The 19,942-nt window shown below is 37.8% G+C and carries 5 protein-coding genes and 1 pseudogene; all 6 read left to right on the top strand.

All coding sequences use genetic code 11. From position 1 onward, the window contains the following. Positions 1-132: 132 nt before the first annotated feature. Positions 133-6,105, top strand: coding sequence for an autotransporter outer membrane beta-barrel domain-containing protein (locus MCS_RS08455; protein ID WP_004856101.1), 5,973 nt, complete (start codon positions 133-135; stop codon positions 6,103-6,105). 659 nt (positions 6,106-6,764) lie between these two features. Next, positions 6,765-9,860, top strand: a complete 3,096-nt coding sequence (locus tag MCS_RS04710) for an autotransporter outer membrane beta-barrel domain-containing protein (protein ID WP_004856100.1) — start codon at positions 6,765-6,767, stop codon at positions 9,858-9,860. A 303-nt stretch (positions 9,861-10,163) separates the two neighbouring features. After that, positions 10,164-13,013 carry an autotransporter family protein gene (locus tag MCS_RS04705; RefSeq protein ID WP_004856099.1) on the top strand — a complete coding sequence of 950 codons (2,850 nt, stop codon included), beginning with the start codon at positions 10,164-10,166 and terminating at the stop codon, positions 13,011-13,013. Positions 13,014-13,683: 670 nt separating this feature from the next. Next, complete coding sequence (locus MCS_RS04700; RefSeq protein WP_004856098.1) at positions 13,684-14,091, top strand: hypothetical protein; 408 nt, start codon at positions 13,684-13,686, stop codon at positions 14,089-14,091. Positions 14,092-15,148: 1,057 nt separating this feature from the next. Further along, a complete protein-coding gene (locus tag MCS_RS04690; protein ID WP_024864256.1) occupies positions 15,149-17,746 on the top strand; it encodes an autotransporter outer membrane beta-barrel domain-containing protein in 2,598 nt (865 codons plus the stop codon). 156 nt (positions 17,747-17,902) lie between these two features. Beyond that, positions 17,903-19,942 (top strand): annotated as a pseudogene (locus MCS_RS08690) (autotransporter outer membrane beta-barrel domain-containing protein); the annotation flags it as partial.

Raw genomic sequence — 19,942 nt, 5'->3', positions numbered from 1 at the left:
TTATGCACAATATGATAAATTTATAAACAACAATATGTTGTAAAATTGTCTAACATATGTTACGAATTGTCATCTACCTATTTTTTACCCAATTTATCATGCTTTTACAACATTATTTAGAAAGTTTAGCATATGATTAATGTATTTAGAAATCGTACGAATTTGTGTGCACTCACAACAAGTATTTTCCTTTTTTTACAAGGTATGGATGTTTGTATGGGGAGCAGTTCTGATGGATCCCCTTCTCGTTCTTCTGCGGGTACTCCTTCTCTTTCGGGTACTCCTTCTCCTGTATTACAAAGTAATGGTCCTAATCTTCCTGTAAGAATGATACAACAAAATAACCTTTATGCATGTAGTCCTAAGAGTTTTAACATGAATCAGGACCCTATTTTCTGTCATGATGGTCGGAAACACTCAGCGAAAGTTGGGGCCATTCGTGCGAAAACGTATCGTGATACTGGGGTGTATGCAATGGGGGTTCTTCAGATGGAACAGGTGGGCCCCGGCATTGGTGGATCTGGGGGGGATGTTAGTGTTCAATCTCTTGCTCCTGTTCTAGCTAGCACGACAACTGTTACATTAGATAGGGTGTCCATTCTTGGTGTGAAGTATAATGATCGTCCTGCTGTTCTAGGTCCTAATGCTGTTGTTAATGAGGCAATGGGGATTGGGAGTGGTGTATTTTCGGCAGTAGATGCAAAGGTTAATTTGAAGCATTTGAGTGTTCGTGGTTTTTCTACTGGGCTTGAGGCTAAATTGGGTGGAAAAATTAATATGAGGTCTGGGGTAATTAGCCAAACTCCTGTGGGGGTTCTAGCTGGTTCTGAATCATATATTCGTTTGGATAGTGTAGATATTGATGTAGGTGCGATTGGTTTAGTGAGTTATGAGAGGTCTCCAATAATTATGCAATCGGGAACGCTTTTCTTGAAAGGAAGCGGGGTAGGAGTTGTATCAGCGGATATAGGATTTGCTCAACTAAATGGGGTTAATGTTGTTAGTCCAAAAGATCTTGTACGAATACAAGGAGTTCAAGAGCAAGATGAGGAAGAAATAAGTTTTGCTGGTGAACCAACGCGTTTTGTCTTCGTGTCGAATGGAGGTTATATTTCCTTTAATAATAGAGGTCATGTTGATGTTTCTGATGCTACAGGTTTGTGGATTCAGAAAGGCCCTAAGAACAGTTTCTTAGAAAATGCCATGTATGATATCAATGAGTTTGACCTCGAAGACGAAGAAGCTGAATCAGTAGGTTTTGGAGGGGGTTATGATTTGGGTGAGCATGATGAAATTTTAGCGGATGGATCTGAAGATGATGATGAAGCAGTTGACCTCGCTATTTTAAATGATGTGTCTTCTGCTGCAATTGATATTACAGATCACATGGAAAGATTTTTAGGTACTAAGGGATTTTCTGGTCTTTTGAATATTAGTGCTAGTGTCAGGTCTTCAACTATTAATGTTTGGGGTGAAAAGTCTTATGGTATACATTTTAGTGACCGAAGTCAAAATTTGAGAAATCCAAATCAAAATTTGAGAATAAGGCAAGGAGCAGAGTCGCCAGATTCAGTTGAAACATATGCAGTTCTTTTGAAAAATGCTTCTCTCAGAGCACCAGATGGTATAGCTATTTATGGTGATAATTTTGGTGGTTATGTCGTTATAGAAGAGGAATCAAATGTTTCTGGTAACTTGTTGTTGAAAGCTGAAGGTTCTTCCAATCTATCGGTTCTTGTTGATGACTCTCTTATCATGGGTGGTGCTCGCATTGATGGGGATGCGCGTGCTGATCTTTTTTTAACTGGTGGATCAGAGTGGTATTTAACAGAAGCTGTATATAAAGGTTGGGATAATTCAGGTTCGAATTGTGTGGATTCATGTATTTCATCTATGAGACTTGTAAATAGTAGTATTAAATTCCTTTCTTTAGGAGGAGCGCATAGTAAGTATCGAATGCTTCGTATCGGAAACGGGGATGGGATGGTTTACCGTGCTGATGGGCATTCTGCGGTTTTCTTCAATGTAGGTTTGGTTTCTGATGGTTCTGGTAAAGCTAATAAAATGCCTGCTAATGGATTAATGTCTGATAGACTTTTGATTCATGGTGATGTTTCTGGAATGACTAAAGTGTATGTAAGTCCTGTAGGATTTGAGAATAATGCAGATGCTGATGCTGCACAACAAAAGAACTACAGTGTTTCACTTATTCAGGTTTTTGGAAAAGCAAACAGCAATTCTTTTACCCTGGAAGGTGATTATGTTACGCTGAAAGGTCCTTATAAATATGTTCTTCGGGCTTATGGTCCATCTGTTCCTCCAAAAATGAAGTATTTTGAGAGGGGATTGCTTGCTCGTGCTACAGATGTTTGGGATTTTCGTTTAGAAAGTGAAAATATTCCATTTGATTATTTAGCGTCTCAGCCTTTTGGACTTTCTGGAAGTAATGATCAATCTGTGAGTTCTCCTGGTCGTGATAACTCTCAAGCGAGAGGGGCTTCTCAAGTAAATGGGGCTTCTCAAGTAAGTGGTGCTCCTCAAACAGGCGATTCTTCTCAAGGAAATGGGCCTCTTGTATTAGATCCTTCATCTGATACAGCTCCTTCTGTTCCTGTGTCTGGTGGACTTGGGGTTGGGCGTGTTCTACTTTCCGTCCCTGAGGACTCTTCATCTGAGGAAGATGAGACTTCTCCATCTGGGAACGGAGATGTTCTTGTCCGTCAAGAATCGGTAACAACGGATGGTATGCCTGAGGCGCTTCCTAGTGGAGGTGGTTCTAATGAAGTAGAACATACTGATGAGGGTGATAATTCTACGGTAGGTGGGAATCTTGATACAACTGGTATTGCAGCCAGCGGTACTACAACCAATGACATTGCAGCCAGCGGTAATACAGCCAGTGATACTGCAACCAGTACATCTACTGTGGTTACAGATACCTCTCGTACGTCTGTAGTGAACACTGTATCTGCTTCGACGGCTACATCTTTGCCTGCATCTAAGGGGAATAGGGGAGAGGCTGTAGGACGTAGTCTGCCTTCTTCACTTGCGCGGTCTGATACATCTGAGACTATGATATCTGCTACTTTATCCCCTGGATCTGCTCTTGTTTATACTGTTGGGGCTCCTGCACCTATCATGTCGGCTTCTTCCTTTACAAGGTCTGCTACTCCTGCGCAGTCTGTTGTTACTGATAAATCTACTATATCTAGTACTACATCTAGTTCTTCTGCGCGCGCTGATGGCTCTAGTAAAGAGAATGTTTCCACTAAGTGTGATGATACAGGGAAAAATGGTGTAAATAAATCGCAAACTCCTTATTCGTGTAGTGATGGTAGATCGCACACAATAGCAAATCTTACACTAAAGGCAAATGATCAAACCCAGCATTCCGTACATGCGAAGAGTACTAATACCGTTATTAAGCTAGAGAATGCTGCCATTAGTGGTGCAGATTCTTCTAATAATGAAAGTAATGTTGATCGTACTAAATTACAGGCTGTGAGTGCTGTGCTTGCAGAAGACGGTGCAGAGGTTGTTCTGGATAAAAAATCAACAATTAAATCTTCTTTGATTGGACTGGAGGCGCAAAGAGCTGGAAAGGTCAAGATGAATAATGGAACAGTCAGTGTGCATTATGTGGGTGCTTTGGCGGGCTCTGGGTCATCTGTTAATTTAAGTAATACAGCAATTACTGTAACGGGAGATTTGGCTGTAGCTGGTCTTGCTAGTAATGCTGGTGAGATAACTATGGACTCTGGGACGATTTCTCTGGCAGGTGGAGTGGCTGTTAGGTCGGAATCGGGGGGACGTGTTAAATTAAGAAAAGTGGACATTACTGCGAACAATGGACAAGAACAATCGGGGACTACAGAGAAGTTTGGACGTGCAGCTTTTCTGTTAAGTGATAATAGTTCCATAGATTTTGTTGAAGGAAATGTTGTTACTGATGCTAATGCTTTGTGGGTTAGGGGTACTGATGGCATCATTGAGACGGACTCTTCTAGAAAAAGGAGATCTGCTGATGTTCGTCTTCCTATGAGCCGTGCTAATATCGAATCTTCTATTGTTAAAGTGGAAGGTGATAAATCCTATGGTATATATTTCGATGGAACGGGGCGGAAAGGAATAGAGCAACAGAGTCAAAATAAGCATCTAGAGAAAATCGTTTCAGAATCGTCAGTGGAGTCTGCTTCAAAAGGAGATACTGTTGAGAAAGTAACTGTTGTTAAGCGAAGTGTTGTGCTTCCACAAGAGAAAACACCCGCTGTAGGCATAACAGGGGATGTTTCATTGAAACAAACTGATTTCGATGTCTCAAAGAGTATAGCTATTTATGGTAATAATTCTGGTGGTCGTGTTTTCTTAGAAAATAAAACAACTCTTGCTGGTGATTTGTTATTGGTGGCTGAAAATGACTCTAATATATTGCTTTCGGCTAATAACTCTATAATTGCAGGTGGTGCTCGCATTGATGACACTTCTCGTGCTCATATTGATTTATCTAATCAATCAGTATGGATTGTGGCGAAAGGTAACTATAAACGGCAACAGCTTTCAAACTTGAGCTGTTTAGATTCGTGCATTTCGTCTATAAAACTTGCGGATAGTGTTATTGAGTTTTCAATTCCAGAATCTGGGAAATATCGATATCAAACACTTCGCATTGGAGAAGGACATGGTATTGTTTACAGTGCACATGGTGATGCTGTGATTAATATTAATGCACGTTTAAATCCTAACGATACGAGTGGTGATCAAGTAACTGATAGGCTTTTGATTCATGGTGATGTTTCTGGAAAAACTGTGGTGCATGTGGATGGTATTTCTGACAATGATAAAGGTGACGTTAAAAAAGCACACAGTGTTTCAATTATTCAGGTTTATGGAAAAGCGGAAAAAGATTCTTTCCAACTGAATGGTAATTATGTTGCACTGGGGAATTCACCTTATAAATATACTCTCCGTTCTTATAATCCAGAAGCTACTTTGTCGGATGAGCATGTTAGTCAGAAATTTGATAAAAACGGTGGAAAATTTTGGAATTTCCGTTTAGAAAATCAGTATGTTCAATCTAATGGTTCTGCATACACCTCTGTTGCTGGAGTTAAATCTGTTGCATCTTCAGGGCAAGTTGTAAGGTCTGTTGTTCCGCAAGTTCCGACTTATCTGCTCTTACCAAATACCTTATTCCATGCTGGCTTAATGGATATCAGTAATCAACATAAGCAGCTAGAATCTATGCGGGCTACTCCTAAGGGAATGGTAGAAATCCGTGAAAAACCTGCTGTATTCTTGCGTGGTTATGGTGGTAGTTACCGTTATGCTTCAAATCTATCTGCTCTGGAATATGGTTATGGAGGAGATCTTGATTATAATGCTGTAGAAGCAGGTGTTTCGTTGCAAACAATCGAAAGTGTTTCCAGCGCTATATCCTTCGGCATTATGGGATCTTATGGAAAACTTTCTTTGCAGCCTTTGGAAGTTGAACAAAGCCAAAAAAGTGACTTTAACAAGTGGACAGCTACGGCATATGGTAGCATGCAACATGAGGCAGGTTTTTATGTGGATGGTCTTCTTTCCTATGGCCTGTTCAAAGGAGATGTTCTTACCCTTGCACGGGGCACGACAGCGACGTTGGAAGGTCGTCCTCTCAGCGCTTCATTAACTGGTGGTCAAGCATTTGTTACTGGGTATGAAGGGATTGTTTTTGATCCGCAAATTCAGGTTTCTTATCAAATTCTCCAGTTTAGTCAGGCGCGTGATATTGACAACTTTGATATTGAGATGGGGAATCTTGATCAGTGGCTTGTACGTGTTGGTGGACGTTTGACAAAGGCTCCTAAAGGGGCTGAAGGGATGAATGCAGTTTCTTTCTACGGCAAACTTCATCTTGTACATGGCTTTGGAAGCAAACAAATGGTACGTTTCACGGATGATTTCCAGTTGGGTGCTTTCGGTTCTTCTCTAGAAGCTGGTTTAGGGATCAATGCTCGATTGTCTCAGAAGTTTGTGCTTCATAGTGATGTCATTTATCAGCACAAACTTACCAAAGCTGGTTTTTCTGGAGCCAGTTTTTCTGGAGGGATGCGTTACCAGTTTTAAGACTCAATACATATTTGTTAGAAAGGCAGCACTTTGTGCTGCCTTTTTTATTTATACATTTTGTACATTAAAAATGCTTTTCTCTTTTTATTGCGATTGAAAGTTCCTGATATCGGTATCATTTATTGCTACTTTCAATAACTCTTTTACAATTTTTGGTGATAGCGATACCATACAAATTAATCCATATTATTCTTTTACACTTTGGATTCTGTAATAAATGAGAGCTCTAGTGAGAGTGTCCAATCTCTTCAAATACTGCGTTATGGTGCACTGATTTATATCATAAGCTTGTAAGAGTTAGATTTTTTGATCAGTTTTTTTATGAGTTTACACTCACTTTATTTTACACATCGTTTTAGGGTCATTTTTTCCAAAGACACAATTATAAATTGATAAAATTAATCAATTACACGCAATGATTTTATTTTTGCTTTACACGAAATACATAATGTATTATACACCTATAAATTGCAATGAATAATTGTTCACTTATGGTCGGTTGTTATGTTGTGGGTAAATTTCTGCTGAATTTATTTGGATAACTCGTTGCACCTGTCAAATGAGCAATAAACGCATCCTTTTGGTTTTCTATTTGATGGCGTTTTTACAAGTGCTTTTGTTTTTAACAGGAGGGGAAGGAAAGTTTCGAGGGAACTATGATTAAAGTGTTTAGAAATCGCGCGTATTTATGTACTTTGACGACGGCTATCTTTTCTTTACTGCAAACTGGAGTGGAGGGGGTAGCAACTGCAGAGGAGCGTAGTAATATATCTTATAATATCTCTGTATCTCCTATTATCCCTCCCTCTAATTCATCTAGTATATTATCTGCTTCCTCTATGGGAGAAAGTCTCGGTAGAATTAGCCATGACACTAATAGTCTTAGTGGGCTCAGCGGAAGTCGTCTTAGCGAAAATCACCTTAGTGGACGTACTGACTATAAGAAGCTTAGTGGGGAGAACAGAATTAGTAGAGCATATGTTAAATCTGGCAATAATGGAAAGCTGAAGGTGTATGATGGATTATATTATATGTGCGATAATTGCGGAACGGACACGATAAGGTATAAGAATTATGAGATTACGAATGAGAATGCTGGAGCTTCCTCTAATACTGCTATAACAGTAAAGGGGATGGATGCTATAGTGAACGGTGAAAATGTAATTGTTGACCGTTTAATTTTAAATAAATCTTCTACACGTGGTGTGTCTGTAACAGATTCCGGCAAGCTTTTTTTGAAATCACCTGTTATCAAGAATACAGATATTGCTCTTTATAGTAGTGATGGAATGCTTGAGGTAAAGGATGGAAGTATTGCTGAAAGTAATAGAGGTGTTGAAGCAATAGGGAATGCGGTAGTTTTTTTAGAGAGTACAAAAATTAAGACAAGCGATGGGAAGGCGAGTCTTTATGGGAATGGTGGCGCAGAAGTTTGGATGGAGGATGGATCACTTGATTTCACAAACAGTCATGGAGCTTCTTTGACGCTGGGGGGAAAGATAGTTTTGAAAGATGTTAAAATTACTGGAAAGGGTAAAGAAGGAAACTCAGATAATCATGCGGTTTTTCGTACAGATTTAGGTGGTCCTATTGATGTGCATGATACTACTGTTCATGCAACGAATGTTCATGGCATATTATCAGAAAATACTGTAGCTACTTCTAATTCGCTTCCGTACAGTAGAGAAGTGTTAAAGAGTAATCGTATAAGTGAAGTTAATATTCAATCTTCTCATATTACAGTGGAAGGTAAAGGATCTTATGGTATATATTTTAGAGGAGAATTTCCAGGGATAGAAAATGAACTTCAGGAAGAGGTTTCATCAGAAGAAGACAAAAATCTCCGCAGAGTAGAGCTTGTTGATTTGAACAGAACGATGTTTTCTGTTGAGGATAATGCTATTTATGGTACCCAAATTACTGATGGCATTGTTAGTTTGACACAAAGTACCCTGAGTTCAGAAAATTTACTCTTAAAAGCTGAGAATGGTGCTTCTTTAACAGTTTTGGCTGTTGCTTCTACTTTAGAAGGAGGAGCTTACGTTGATGATGCTTCTATTGCTAAATTTTATTTGGGTGACGGTTCAGAGTGGATTTTACAACAATCACAAAGGAGAGAACCGCGTGAACCTAGTTTGGTAAATCATTCATCTGTTTCACACGTAAGCCTTATTGATAATAGTATCATTAAGTTTACAAAATTAAAACCTCGTCAAAATTATACTCCTTACACACTAAATATTGGAAGGGGAGAGGGTGAAGTTTATAAGGCGCAGGGTGATGCGCGTATTTATCTTAATACATATTTGAATGAGGGCGGAGAGCTTGATAAGCAAAAAACAGATCGTGTTTTAATTTATGGTGATGTTTCTGGAAGAACGATGGTACATGTAAATGGCGTTCCAGACAGTCCAGGGGGATACACGGGGAGCGGTGAAAATAAGGAAGGGATTTCAATTATTCAGGTTTCTGGAAGTGCGCATGAAAATTCTTTTCAGTTAGATGGTGGTTATGTTACGTTAGCGCATTCACCTTATCAGTACCAACTTTATGCTTATGGACCAGAATCTAATTTAGGGGAAGCAGATTCTACCCAAAGATTAGTTAAAGGAGAAGGAAAATTTTGGGATTTCCGCCTTCAAAATAGATATGTTGCTCCCCAACCAGATCCTTTTCCAAAACCTGAGCTAGATCCTGCTCCAGAACCTGAGCCAAGTCCTGCTCCGGAACCTAAGCCAGATCCTTCTCCGGAACCTTCTCCGAAGCCGATTCCCGAGCCGGGGATTAGAGCTGTTGTTCCGCAAGTTCCAACTTATCTGCTTTTACCAAATGCTTTATTCCAAGTTGGTTTGATGAATATTGATCATCAGAGCAAGCGGTTAGAATCTCTACGTACTGTCTCTAATGGATTGTTGACAAGTGAAGAAAATCCCGCTTTTTTTGTACGTGGTTATGGTGGTAGTTATCGCTATTTTTCAGATCTTTCTGCGCTTGAGTATGGTTATGGAGGCGAGCTTGATTATAATGCTATCGATGCAGGTGTTTTGCTGCAAGCCATTGAAAGTACATATAATACTGCGTCTTTTGGGGTTATGGGATCTTATGAAAAGATTTTTCTGCAGCCTCTTGATGTTGCACATAGCCAAAAGAGTTCGTTTGATAAATGGTCGGTTACGGCGTATGGTGGTGTACAATGTGACGCCGGTTTTTATGTGGATGGTCTTTTCTCCTATGGTCTGTTTAATGGGGATGTTCTCACTCGTGCACGGGGTAAGACGGCAACATTAAAAGGTAATCCTTTCAGCGCTTCATTGACGACAGGTAAAGCGTTTGTTGTAGGGGATGAAGGAGTCATTTTTAATCCGCAGGTTCAGGTTGTTTATCAGCATCTCCAGTTTAATAAAGCTCATGATATCGACAATTTTGATATTGAGATGGGAAAACTTAATCAATGGGTGATGCGTGTTGGAGGGAGTTTAAGAAAGACTCTTCCTGCAACCGAAAAGGCGCGCGTCGTTTCCTTCTATAGTAAGCTTCATCTTTCTCATGTTTTAGGTGGAAAACAAACTGTGCGTTTCAAAGATGCTTTTCAGTTAGGTGCTTTTGGTTCTTCTTTAGAAGCAGGATTGGGTTTTAATGCTCAATTGTCTCCAAATCTTGCTCTCCACGGTGATTTGGCTTACCAGCACAAGCTCACTACAGCTGGTTTTTCTGGGACCAGTTTTTCTGGTGGATTGCGTTATAATTTTTAGTTTAATTGTATTTTATCAAATCCTTTTAAAAGCCATAAATATAATTTATGGCTTTTAAAGTTTTTTCTTTTGTAAGTAAATTTAAAAGAAACAACCGCGCATTTTAAGGGGATTTTTTAATAAGTTTTCTTGTTCTCCCGATAATATTACATTATTATGTATTTTATATATCATACAAAGCGTATTAATAACTTTTTATATTTATTAGCGTATTGTATTATATAAGCTGTGCATGGTAGAGACGATTCAGTAAAAAATGTGTTTTTTTAATGAAGAGGGGGAAGAAAGTTAAATGGCGGAATTATGAACAAAATATTTCAGAAACATCTTTCATTATGTATTTTTACAACAGCTGTTCTTTTTTTTGTGCACGATGCAAATACAAAGGTACAAGCTGATGCTGTTGCCACTAAGGCGCAATCTAGCACTAGTGTTAATGGTAAGGCGCAAAATAGCAAGAATCAATTTTCATGTGATAAAGATTCTTCATCATCTTATCGGTGCAATGATGGTAAGATGCATATAATTTCCCAAAAAACTTATCAGTTAACTAATAATGGTGATCAAGCTGTTGCTATAGAAGCATCTAAAAAAGATACGTGGATTGTGGCGGAGAATGTAACCATTACGGGTGAAAGTGATAAATCAGAAAGAAAAGTTTGGGAAATTGGTGCAAAGGTATCGGAGGAAGGGAGCATTGAGCTAAGCAATTCGACTGTGAAGGATGTATTAACGGGTGTGAGTGCTACTCAGGGCGAGATTCAGATGAAAGGTGGATCCATTGATGCAAGTAAAGTGGGTGTGTCTGTAACAAACAGCACTGATTCCAGTAAAAAATCTGGAGCTCATTTAACCAATACAAATATTAAAACAAGCGATAAAGCAATAGGTCTTTTTAGTAGTAATAGTACTGGTTCTAAATGGACACAAGGTGAAATTTATATGCAAGAAGGGACAATTGATTTTACAAATGGTACCGGAGTCAAAGTGGAAGGGGCAGGATCAGTTATTTTAAATAGCGTTTCTATTACAGGGCGCGGTAGTCAGGTGTCAAGTACAGAAAATTTTAGTGAAAGTTCAGCTTTTCATATATTGAAAAGTGATGGATACATAGATTTTGGTAGAGGTGAAATTGATGTTTTGGATGCACATGGCATTTTATTACAAGGAGAAGATGCTGATATCTATATTTCCGAATCTACAGTTGTAGTGAAGGGTAGCGATGCGTTTTATGGTATGCGCTTTTTGCAAGATCCACAAGCTGAAAATAATAAAAGAAATCATAACCCTAATGTTGTTGTTTTAGAAAAAACTTCTTTTACAGTTCCGCAGAGTACGGCTATTTATAACAGCAAAGTGTATAGTAGTGTTCGCCTTTCAAAAGAAGCGGTGCTTTCAGGAGATCTATTGCTGAGAGCTGATGATAGCTCATATTTACTTGTGAAAGCTTGTGCCTCTTCTACCCTTGTAGGGGGAGCCCGTACTGATGAAAATTCTGATGCTGAGTTGTGGTTGTGGGAGGGGGCAAAATGGATTTTAACGCGACCGAAAAATGGAAATTTGCTAGATTCTAGCTCTATAGGTGATTCATCAATTTCATTGATAGATTTTATTGATAGTTTTATTATTTTTGAACAACCAAGTTCTAGCGAAGCTGGTAATTATCAAACACTTCGTATTGGAAAAGGAACAGGTAAGGTTTATAATGCGCAAGGTAATGCGCATCTTTATCTCAATACATATCTTGATAAGGGAGGGGACATTAAAGATCAAAAAACAGATCGTGTTTTAATCTATGGTGATGTTGAGGGAAAAACGATAGTACATGTGCAAAGTGTTTTAGGAAGTCCAGGAGGATACACAGGGAGTGGTGGAAATAGTCAGGGGATTTCTATTATTCAGGTTTCTGGAAAGGCAGAGAAGGATTCTTTTCAGTTAGATGGTGATTATGTTGCGTTGAATGATTTGCCTTATCAGTATAAGCTCTATGCTTATGGTCCGGAGTCTGATTTAGGAGAGGCGGATTCTTCTCAAAGATTAGTTGAAGGTAAAGAAAAATTTTGGGATTTCCGCCTTCAAAATAGATATGTTGCCCCCCCTCCAGAACCTAAGTCAGGTCCTGCTCCGCAACCTAAGTCAGGTCCTGCTCCGCAACCTTCTCCGAAGCCGATTCCTGAGTCGGGGGTTAGGGCTGTTGTTCCGCAAGTTCCAACTTATCTTCTTTTGTCAAATAGTTTATTTCATGCTGGTTTGATGGATATCAGTAATCAAAATAAGCAATTGGAAACACTGCGAACCGCTTCCAACGGAATGTTGAGGATGCGTAAGAATCCTGTTTCATTTTTGCGTGGTTATGGCGGGAATTACCGTTACATTTCAGATTTGTCTGCGCTTGAATATGGTTATGGAGGTGATCTTAGCTATAATGGTGTAGAGGCAGGCGTATTGCTCCAAACAATTGAAAATGCTGACAATTCGATATCTTTTGGAGTTATGACATCCTATGGAAAGCTTTTTTTGCAACCTTTAGATGTTGAACAAAGTCAAAAGAGTGCCTTTGATAAATGGACTGCTACAGCATATGGCAGCATGCAGCATGATGCAGGATTTTATGTGGATGGTCTGCTCTCCTATGGTCATTTCAAAGGAGATGTTGTCACCCTTGCACGGGGCACGACAGCAACATTGAAAGGTAATCCTTTAAGTGTTTCTTTGACTGGTGGTCAGACATTAGCAATGGGCTATGAAGGTTTTGTCTTTGATCCACAAGTTCAGATTGTTTATCAACATCTCCAGTTTAGTAAGGTCCGTGATATTGATAACTTTAACATTGAGATGGGAAAACTTGATCAGTGGGTGGCACGTGTTGGTGGGCGTTTAAGTAAGACGCTTACTGTACCTGAAAAGGATTCAGTCTTTTCTTTGTATGGAAAACTTCATCTTGCACATGGTTTTGAAGAGAAGAAATCTGTGCATTTCAAAGATGCTTTCCAGTTAGGTGCTTTTGGTTCTTCCTTAGAAGCAGGATTAGGTCTGAATGCTCAATTATCTGAGAAATTTGTACTTCATGCTGATCTAACTTATCAGCACAATCTTACTAAGGCTGGTTTTTCTGGGATCAGTTTTTCTGGTGGATTGCGCTATCGTTTCTAGTGTAATCACGTTTTGGTCAATTCTTTTAAAAGCCACAAGTTATGCTTGTGGCTTTTTGCTTTTTGTCATATGCCTCAAGGTAAAGGATATATTGATTTTCAGAAAGTTAAAGTTAATGTTAGCAGTGTCCATGGGCTTTTATTGAAGGAGAATGATAATATTGTTGATATCAAATATTCTAATCTTTTTGTGAGAGGTAAGACATTTCAGGGGATGTGCTTTTGGGGATGGAATAGTTTGACACGATGCGTGCAATAATACTCAGAAATGGATTGTTTGTTTTATAAGAACGGTATTTGTGGTACCAGAAATCACAGTATTTTATAGCTACGAATTCAATAGCTTTATTGAACTTTTACAAGGTTTAAATATTTTTGGAGATTTATTAGATGGCTTTATTCTACTGTAAAGGTTGTAAAGGTTTTGGTTCGTGCTTCTACCCTTATTGGATGAGCCTGTGTTGATGAAATTCCTAGTGCTGCATTGCAGTTAACAAATAGATAAAATGAACTTTATTGCGACTAAAATATGAAAAATTGTGCAATTCTAGTTTTTACCCTTAATGAGGTGATTATTTGTTTCTTTTATTCTTAAATGTTGATAACATTTTTTTGAAAAAATAAAATCCTATAGAAAAAATGGTTATCAAACATTCCTCATCTGAAAAGGATTGTGTGATGTTGATTGTGCAAAAAGTGAAGTGCGTCTTTATCTTAATATATATCTGAATCAGAGTGGTGCTTTTCAAGATAAAAAAACAGATCGGCCTTTAATTTATGAGAATATTTCTGAAAACAACGACAGTTTATGTGTACAGCATTCCAGAAAGTTTAGGAGGGGCACAGAGAAAGGAAAGAATAGTCAAGGAATTTCTATTATCCAGGTTAATGAAAAAGCAAATAAAGATTCTTTTCAGCTAAGTGGTGGTTATGTTACATGGAAAGGTTCATCTTATCGGTATTATTTAGTGGCCTATAATTTTGGTGATATTTCTAATTCAGTAGACTGTGATATAAGAGTATTTAAAAAGATTGCTGGAAAATTTTTGGATTATCGTCTCGAAAATCGGTTTCTTTAGTCTTCTTTTTCTGATCATGTGGATTCCTATCTTGTTTCTGATTTAGAGTTGTTACGTTATTTTCTACCCGATAACATTTCCCCTTTTTTCCAGAGGAAGATTTTGCGGTTAGGAGAGTTTAGGATGATTCCAACAATTTTGATCTTTTATTTTATCTGAGGTTGCAGTTTTATCTCCTGTTTCCCTTCCAGCTTCTTTTGCAGCCGCTACGCCTTTTTGGTTATATCTCAAAGCCTACTTCTACTGTATCCAAGCTAAATTATGTTTCTATTATTCCTATCAGAAAAATATCTTTTCGTCTTCTCATTTTAGCACTGCGAGGGCGGTTGTTTCACAAGCTCTAACTTATCTCTTGTTAGAAAATACCTTATTTCATGCTGATTTTATGGATATTAGTAACCCAAATAAGCAATTAGGGATTTTTTTGTGGTCTGCTTCCAGTAGAATGTTAAGCATGCGTGAAAATTCTGCTTTGTTTTTGTGTAATTATGGCAAGAGTTACTCTTGCACCTCAAATTTGTCTACACTTGAATATGATTACAGAGATGATCTTGATTACAATGTCATAAAAGCAGACATTTTGCTAAGAACAATTGAGAGCGCATATAGTACTATATTCTTTGGGAATATGAGAACTTACAGCAAATTTTATTTTGCTAGCGATTTTAGTAATAAACAATTTGTATATTTTAAAGATGTTTTCCAGTTTAGTTCTTTTGATTCTTCTTTTGAAGCTGGACAGGCTGTATATTTACAATTGTTTTCATAGATTAAACTGCAAAGTTATTTGATTTATAAATATAAATTTACCAATTCAGGTTTTCCGTAACGAATTTTTTTGGTGGACTTAAGTTGCTAGTTTTAATTGCATTTTTTCTTCGATACATTCTCTCTAAAAAATTACACGCATAGTTCGTGACTTTATTATGTTATTTTTTTGTTTTTAACTTTACATTTAATACAAAGCGAATTAAAAGATCGATCCATAATGAGGCAATCTCTAGATGTTCCTCTTTGTATTTTAATGAGAGGTAGAGAAGAAAGTTTGCAGTTAATTATGATTAAAATATTCAAACATAATGCATGGTTATGTATTCTTACCACGTCTATTTTTTCATTTGCGCACAATATGGACGTTTATGCACAGGATAAGCCTGTTTGTAATTCTCTTTTAAATGCGTATCCATGTGATGCGGCTAATATTCTTAAAAATAGCAACATGTCATATATAAATAGGTCAAATATAAGGTCTAAAGATGTTGTTTCTATGATGCAATCTAGTGACATGGTTATTAAGCTAACAGAAGGAAAAGGAAAAAAGAACGTTTCAAAAAGTGAGGTTTTACAATTTAATAAATCTGAGCAGGTTACATCAGAGGTAATTGCGCAAGAAAAGGTAAAGACTGTTTTTAATAAGGTTTCTGTTACCGGAGATGGTAAAGCGGGAAGCAGTAGCGGTGGTAATCTATCTCATTCCGTATTTGGTGTGAAGCAAGGTGGTTTTCTTTTTGTTGAGGATGGTAAAGTTAATGTTACTAATACTCATGGTATAGCGGTTGAAAGTTCAACACCTATTTTTAAGGAGCAATCGCTTGATTTGCAGGATAATTCTCTATCTCGGGTTGTTTTTGAAAAATCCGATATCATGCTTAAGGGGCGCGGAGCTCGCGGTTTGTATTTCCGAGGAGATTCTTTGCAGGATGATTATCAAGAAGGAGAACTCCTTGTTAATTTAGGAACATTTCATTTTAAAAATACTGCTTTTAGAATTCCAGACGGTACAGCTATTTATAGTGATGATGCTAGGAGGTACCCTTACATTACTGCATCAGAAGGGACTCGTATTTTTGCTGATACATTATTAGATGTTAAGAATAATTCATATGTCGGTATTGAGGCTGATGCGTCTTTTCTTGCAGGGGGGGCACATGTTGAGAAAGATTCTTATGCTAGCGTTGAGTTATTTAACAAATCACAATGGACTGTAAAAGCAAGTAAAAATGCATTTGAAAAAAGTAAAGAGCAAGATTCATATTTTGTAGATTCATCTATTTCATTTGTAAGGCTTATAGATAGTTCCATTTTCTTTCATAAACCCCAAAATGGTCATTCTCAGAGACTGCAGGTTGGGACATTGGATGATAGTGCCACTGATTATGCTTATGTTGCAGAAGGAGATGCACGTTTGTATGTAAATGCATATCGCACTGCAGGCAAACGGGGAAATTTGCTAAATGCTGATCAGCTTTTAATTCGTGGTAATGTTTATGGATCAACCAAGGTATATGTGAGAGGTGTTGCCTCAGATCCTAGGACAAAAGAAAATTTTTCTAAAAATAACAATGTTGATAGTATTTCAGTTGTTCAGGTTTACGGAAAGGCGAAGCAAGATTCCTTTAAACTACCGGTTGGTTATGTAGCATTGGGGGGAGCACCTTATCGCTATCGTCTTTGTGCTTATTCTTCTGTTTTGAATAGTGCCAATGACACAAAAGGATTAGCTAAAGATGATGGAGAATTTTGGGATTATCGCCTTGAACGTGAATATATAAATTCTTCTAAGCAGCTTCGTTCTAAAGTGAAAAAGGTTGTATCTCGTCTCCGTAAGACTCGTTCGATAGGGGATGTTACTGGACATAATGGCGTTGTATCCAATCATGATGGGTTTATTTTTGATGAGATAAAGGTGCAAGCAGTTGTGCCGCAAGTTCCGACCTATCTGCTCTTGCCAAACGCTTTGCTTCATGCTGGCTTAATGGATATTAACAATCAAAATAAACAGCTTAGAATGTTGCATGTCACTTCCAGAGATTTTTTGGAAAATGGTAAAAGTCCTGCTTTTTTTATACGGAGTTACGGTGGAAATCACCATTATGCCTCAAATCTCTCTACACTTGAATATGGTTATGGAGGTAATCTCGACTATAATGCTGTAGGGGTAGGTGTTGTACTAAAAGCGAGAGAAAGTACATATAGTTCTGCGTCTTTTGGTCTTATGGGGACGTATGGAAAGATGACTCTACTACCTCAAGATGTTGCACAAAGCCAGAAGAGTCCATTGAATAAATGGTCAGTGACGGCGTATGGTAGCATGCAGTATGATATGGGCTTTTATGGGGATGGTCTTTTCTCCTATGGTTCGTTTAAAGGCGATGTTCTCACTCTTGCGCGAGGTAGAACTGCAACATTAGAGGGTAATCTTCTAAATGCTTCATTGACTTTTGGTAAGTCGATAATGGCAGGATATCAAGGTTTTATTTTTGATCCACATGTTCAGGTTGTTTATCAAAATCTACACTTTGGTAGGACATCTGATATAGATGGTTTTGATATTGAAATGGGAAAACCTGATCAGTGGCTGATGCGTATTGGTGGTGGTTTAACGAAGACACTTTTTTCTTCCAAAGAAGCAGGTGTTGTTTCTTTCAGTGGAAAGCTTCATTTTGCGCACGGTTTTGGAGGTAAGAAATTTGTACATTTCGCAGATTCTTTTGAGCTAGGTTCTTTTGGTTCTGCTTTAGAAGCTGGATTAGGTTTTAATGCACAGTTATCTTCACAATTTGCAGTTCATGGAGATATGACTTATCAGCGTAGACTTGGTAAAGCTGGTTTTTCAGGAGTTAGTTTTTCTGGTGGGGTGCGTTACCGTTTTTAACTATACATAAAATATAGAATAATTTATGCATAAATTAAGAGTATACTTATTAAAAATTAAAAGTATACTTATTAATTTAAGTTTTAAATTTATTATTTTGTATTTAGGTGTTGCTATTAAGTGAATAGCGGGGGGTAGAGATGGAATAATATAAATATGTTTTATATATTTAGGAATTCTATTTTTTTATATAGCTTTGTATCGTCTATTTTCTATTCTTTGTATATTGCTAATGCTTTTGGTTCTTGTGATTCAGAGGCAGATTTCTATGTATGTAGTGATGGTAAAAAGCACACTATCACAAATAAAACTTATACCCTAAAGAGTTCTCAAGAGATATCTACCACTTCTGCTCCTATCGCTGGTATATATGTAACAAAGAAAGATACAATTGTTGAGGCATCCAATATAACTTTTACAGGTGAAGTCTCCGAATATATATCTGCATATGGGGCATATGTACGAGAAGAAGGAAAACTTGTTTTAACGGATTCAAATTTTAAGGATATACCTGGTCTTCGTGCTCAAGATGCAGTTATTAGCATGACAAGAGGATCAATTAAGGGGAGTTCGCATGCTGTTTATGCATCCGGGAGGAAAACAGATATTGCTTTGGTTTCTGTAAATGTTGAGATTGAGCCAGATAATTTTAATGGAAAGGGGATTGGGTTTGTTAGTGGTTATGATGCAAAAGTTAGGATGTCAGGCAGTACTGTCACTTTTAATAATACTGGCTCGTTTTCAACACGGTTTGGGGGAAAATATCTTCTCGACAGCATGGTCATTAAGGGAGAAGGAAAAAAGGGAGAAGTTACCGTTGATGCAGTAAGTATTGGTGCATTACCGGAAGCTTTTGAGGTATCTCAAGGTGGTGATGTTCATTTGAGGAATAATTCTATTCAACTTACTAATATGCACGGATTTTTTATTGAAAATTTTTCAGGTTATGCAGATGAAAATGGCAAGTTGATACAAAATTATGATTCATCAGACGACTTTAAAAAGACCAGTATTAGGATTGAAAGCTCTAATATTTCTGTGCAAGGGGAGGAAGCACATGGGTTGTATTTTTATTCGTTAAATCCAGAAGAATTTATCAGCGTATTGGGGCAGAATAATAAAACACGTTTAGACACAAAAAAAGTTATCACGGGGATAGCATCTGTTTATTTGTCAAAGACGACTTTTGCAGTTCCAGATAGTATAGCTATTTATGCGACGGGATCCAACGGCTATGGGGCTAAAGGTATTCTTGAGTTATTAGAAGATACAAAGATCTCTGGTGATTTGTTATTAAAAGCTGAAAATAATTCTTCTATATCTGTTAAAGCGAGCGCTTCTTCACTTATAGGAGGTGCGCGTGTTGAAAATACATCTACTGCTAGATTGGAATTAATACAGGGTTCGACTTGGTATCTCACAAAAAGGAAACATAAGGATTTGCAGGAGTCTGTTTATACAGATTCATCATTGTCCTCTCTGAGTCTTTCCGATAGCACGCTTGTTTTTGATAAACATATATCCAGCGGTTATCAAACGTTGCACATCGGAAAAAAGGCAAATGAAGATTACATATATGATGATATAGACAGAATGGAATTATATGATGAAACAGAAAAGCTACACAAGTTAGTACAAAAGGAAGTGTACAGTGCAAAGGGTAATGTTCAGATTAATCTTAGTGCATTTTTAAGTGATGATGGCTTATTTGATCCTAAACAAACCGATCGCATTTTAATTGATGGTGACGTTTTGGGAACCAGTGTGATTCATATACAGAATTCGCTAGAAACTGCAGAAAAAAAAGTGGTTGAAGGGGGAAGTAGAAGCACTTCTATCGTTCAAGTTTCTGGAAGAGCACAGGAAGATTCTTTTAAGCTGGCCAGTAGTTATACTACAGTTAATGGTTTTCCTTATCAATATCATCTTCGCGGTTATGGACCAGGTTCCTCTTTTGGGGAAGCAGATGCTATGCAAAGATTAGTTAAAGGTGATGGAAAGTTTTGGGATTTTCGTCTTGCAGTTGTCTATATTAAGCCTGAAACGGATTCTTCTGAGACTACACCTGCAGCTCCTACACCTGTAGCTCCTACACCTGCAGCTCCTACACCTGTAACTCCTACACCTGCAGCTCCTACACCTGTAACTCCTACACCTGTAACTCCTACACCTGCAGCTCCTACACCTGTAACTCCT

The organism is Bartonella doshiae NCTC 12862 = ATCC 700133, from assembly GCF_000278155.1.
Lineage (GTDB): Bacteria > Pseudomonadota > Alphaproteobacteria > Rhizobiales > Rhizobiaceae > Bartonella > Bartonella doshiae.
This window is presented reverse-complemented; position numbering and strand designations above follow the sequence as displayed.

Coding starts and splice junctions, on each gene's coding strand:
- MCS_RS04710 (WP_004856100.1), top strand. CDS start 6,765: ATGATTAAAGTGTTTAGAAATCGCGCGTATTTATGTACTTTGACGACG.
- MCS_RS04705 (WP_004856099.1), top strand. CDS start 10,164: ATGAACAAAATATTTCAGAAACATCTTTCATTATGTATTTTTACAACA.
- MCS_RS04690 (WP_024864256.1), top strand. CDS start 15,149: ATGATTAAAATATTCAAACATAATGCATGGTTATGTATTCTTACCACG.
- MCS_RS08455 (WP_004856101.1), top strand. CDS start 133: ATGATTAATGTATTTAGAAATCGTACGAATTTGTGTGCACTCACAACA.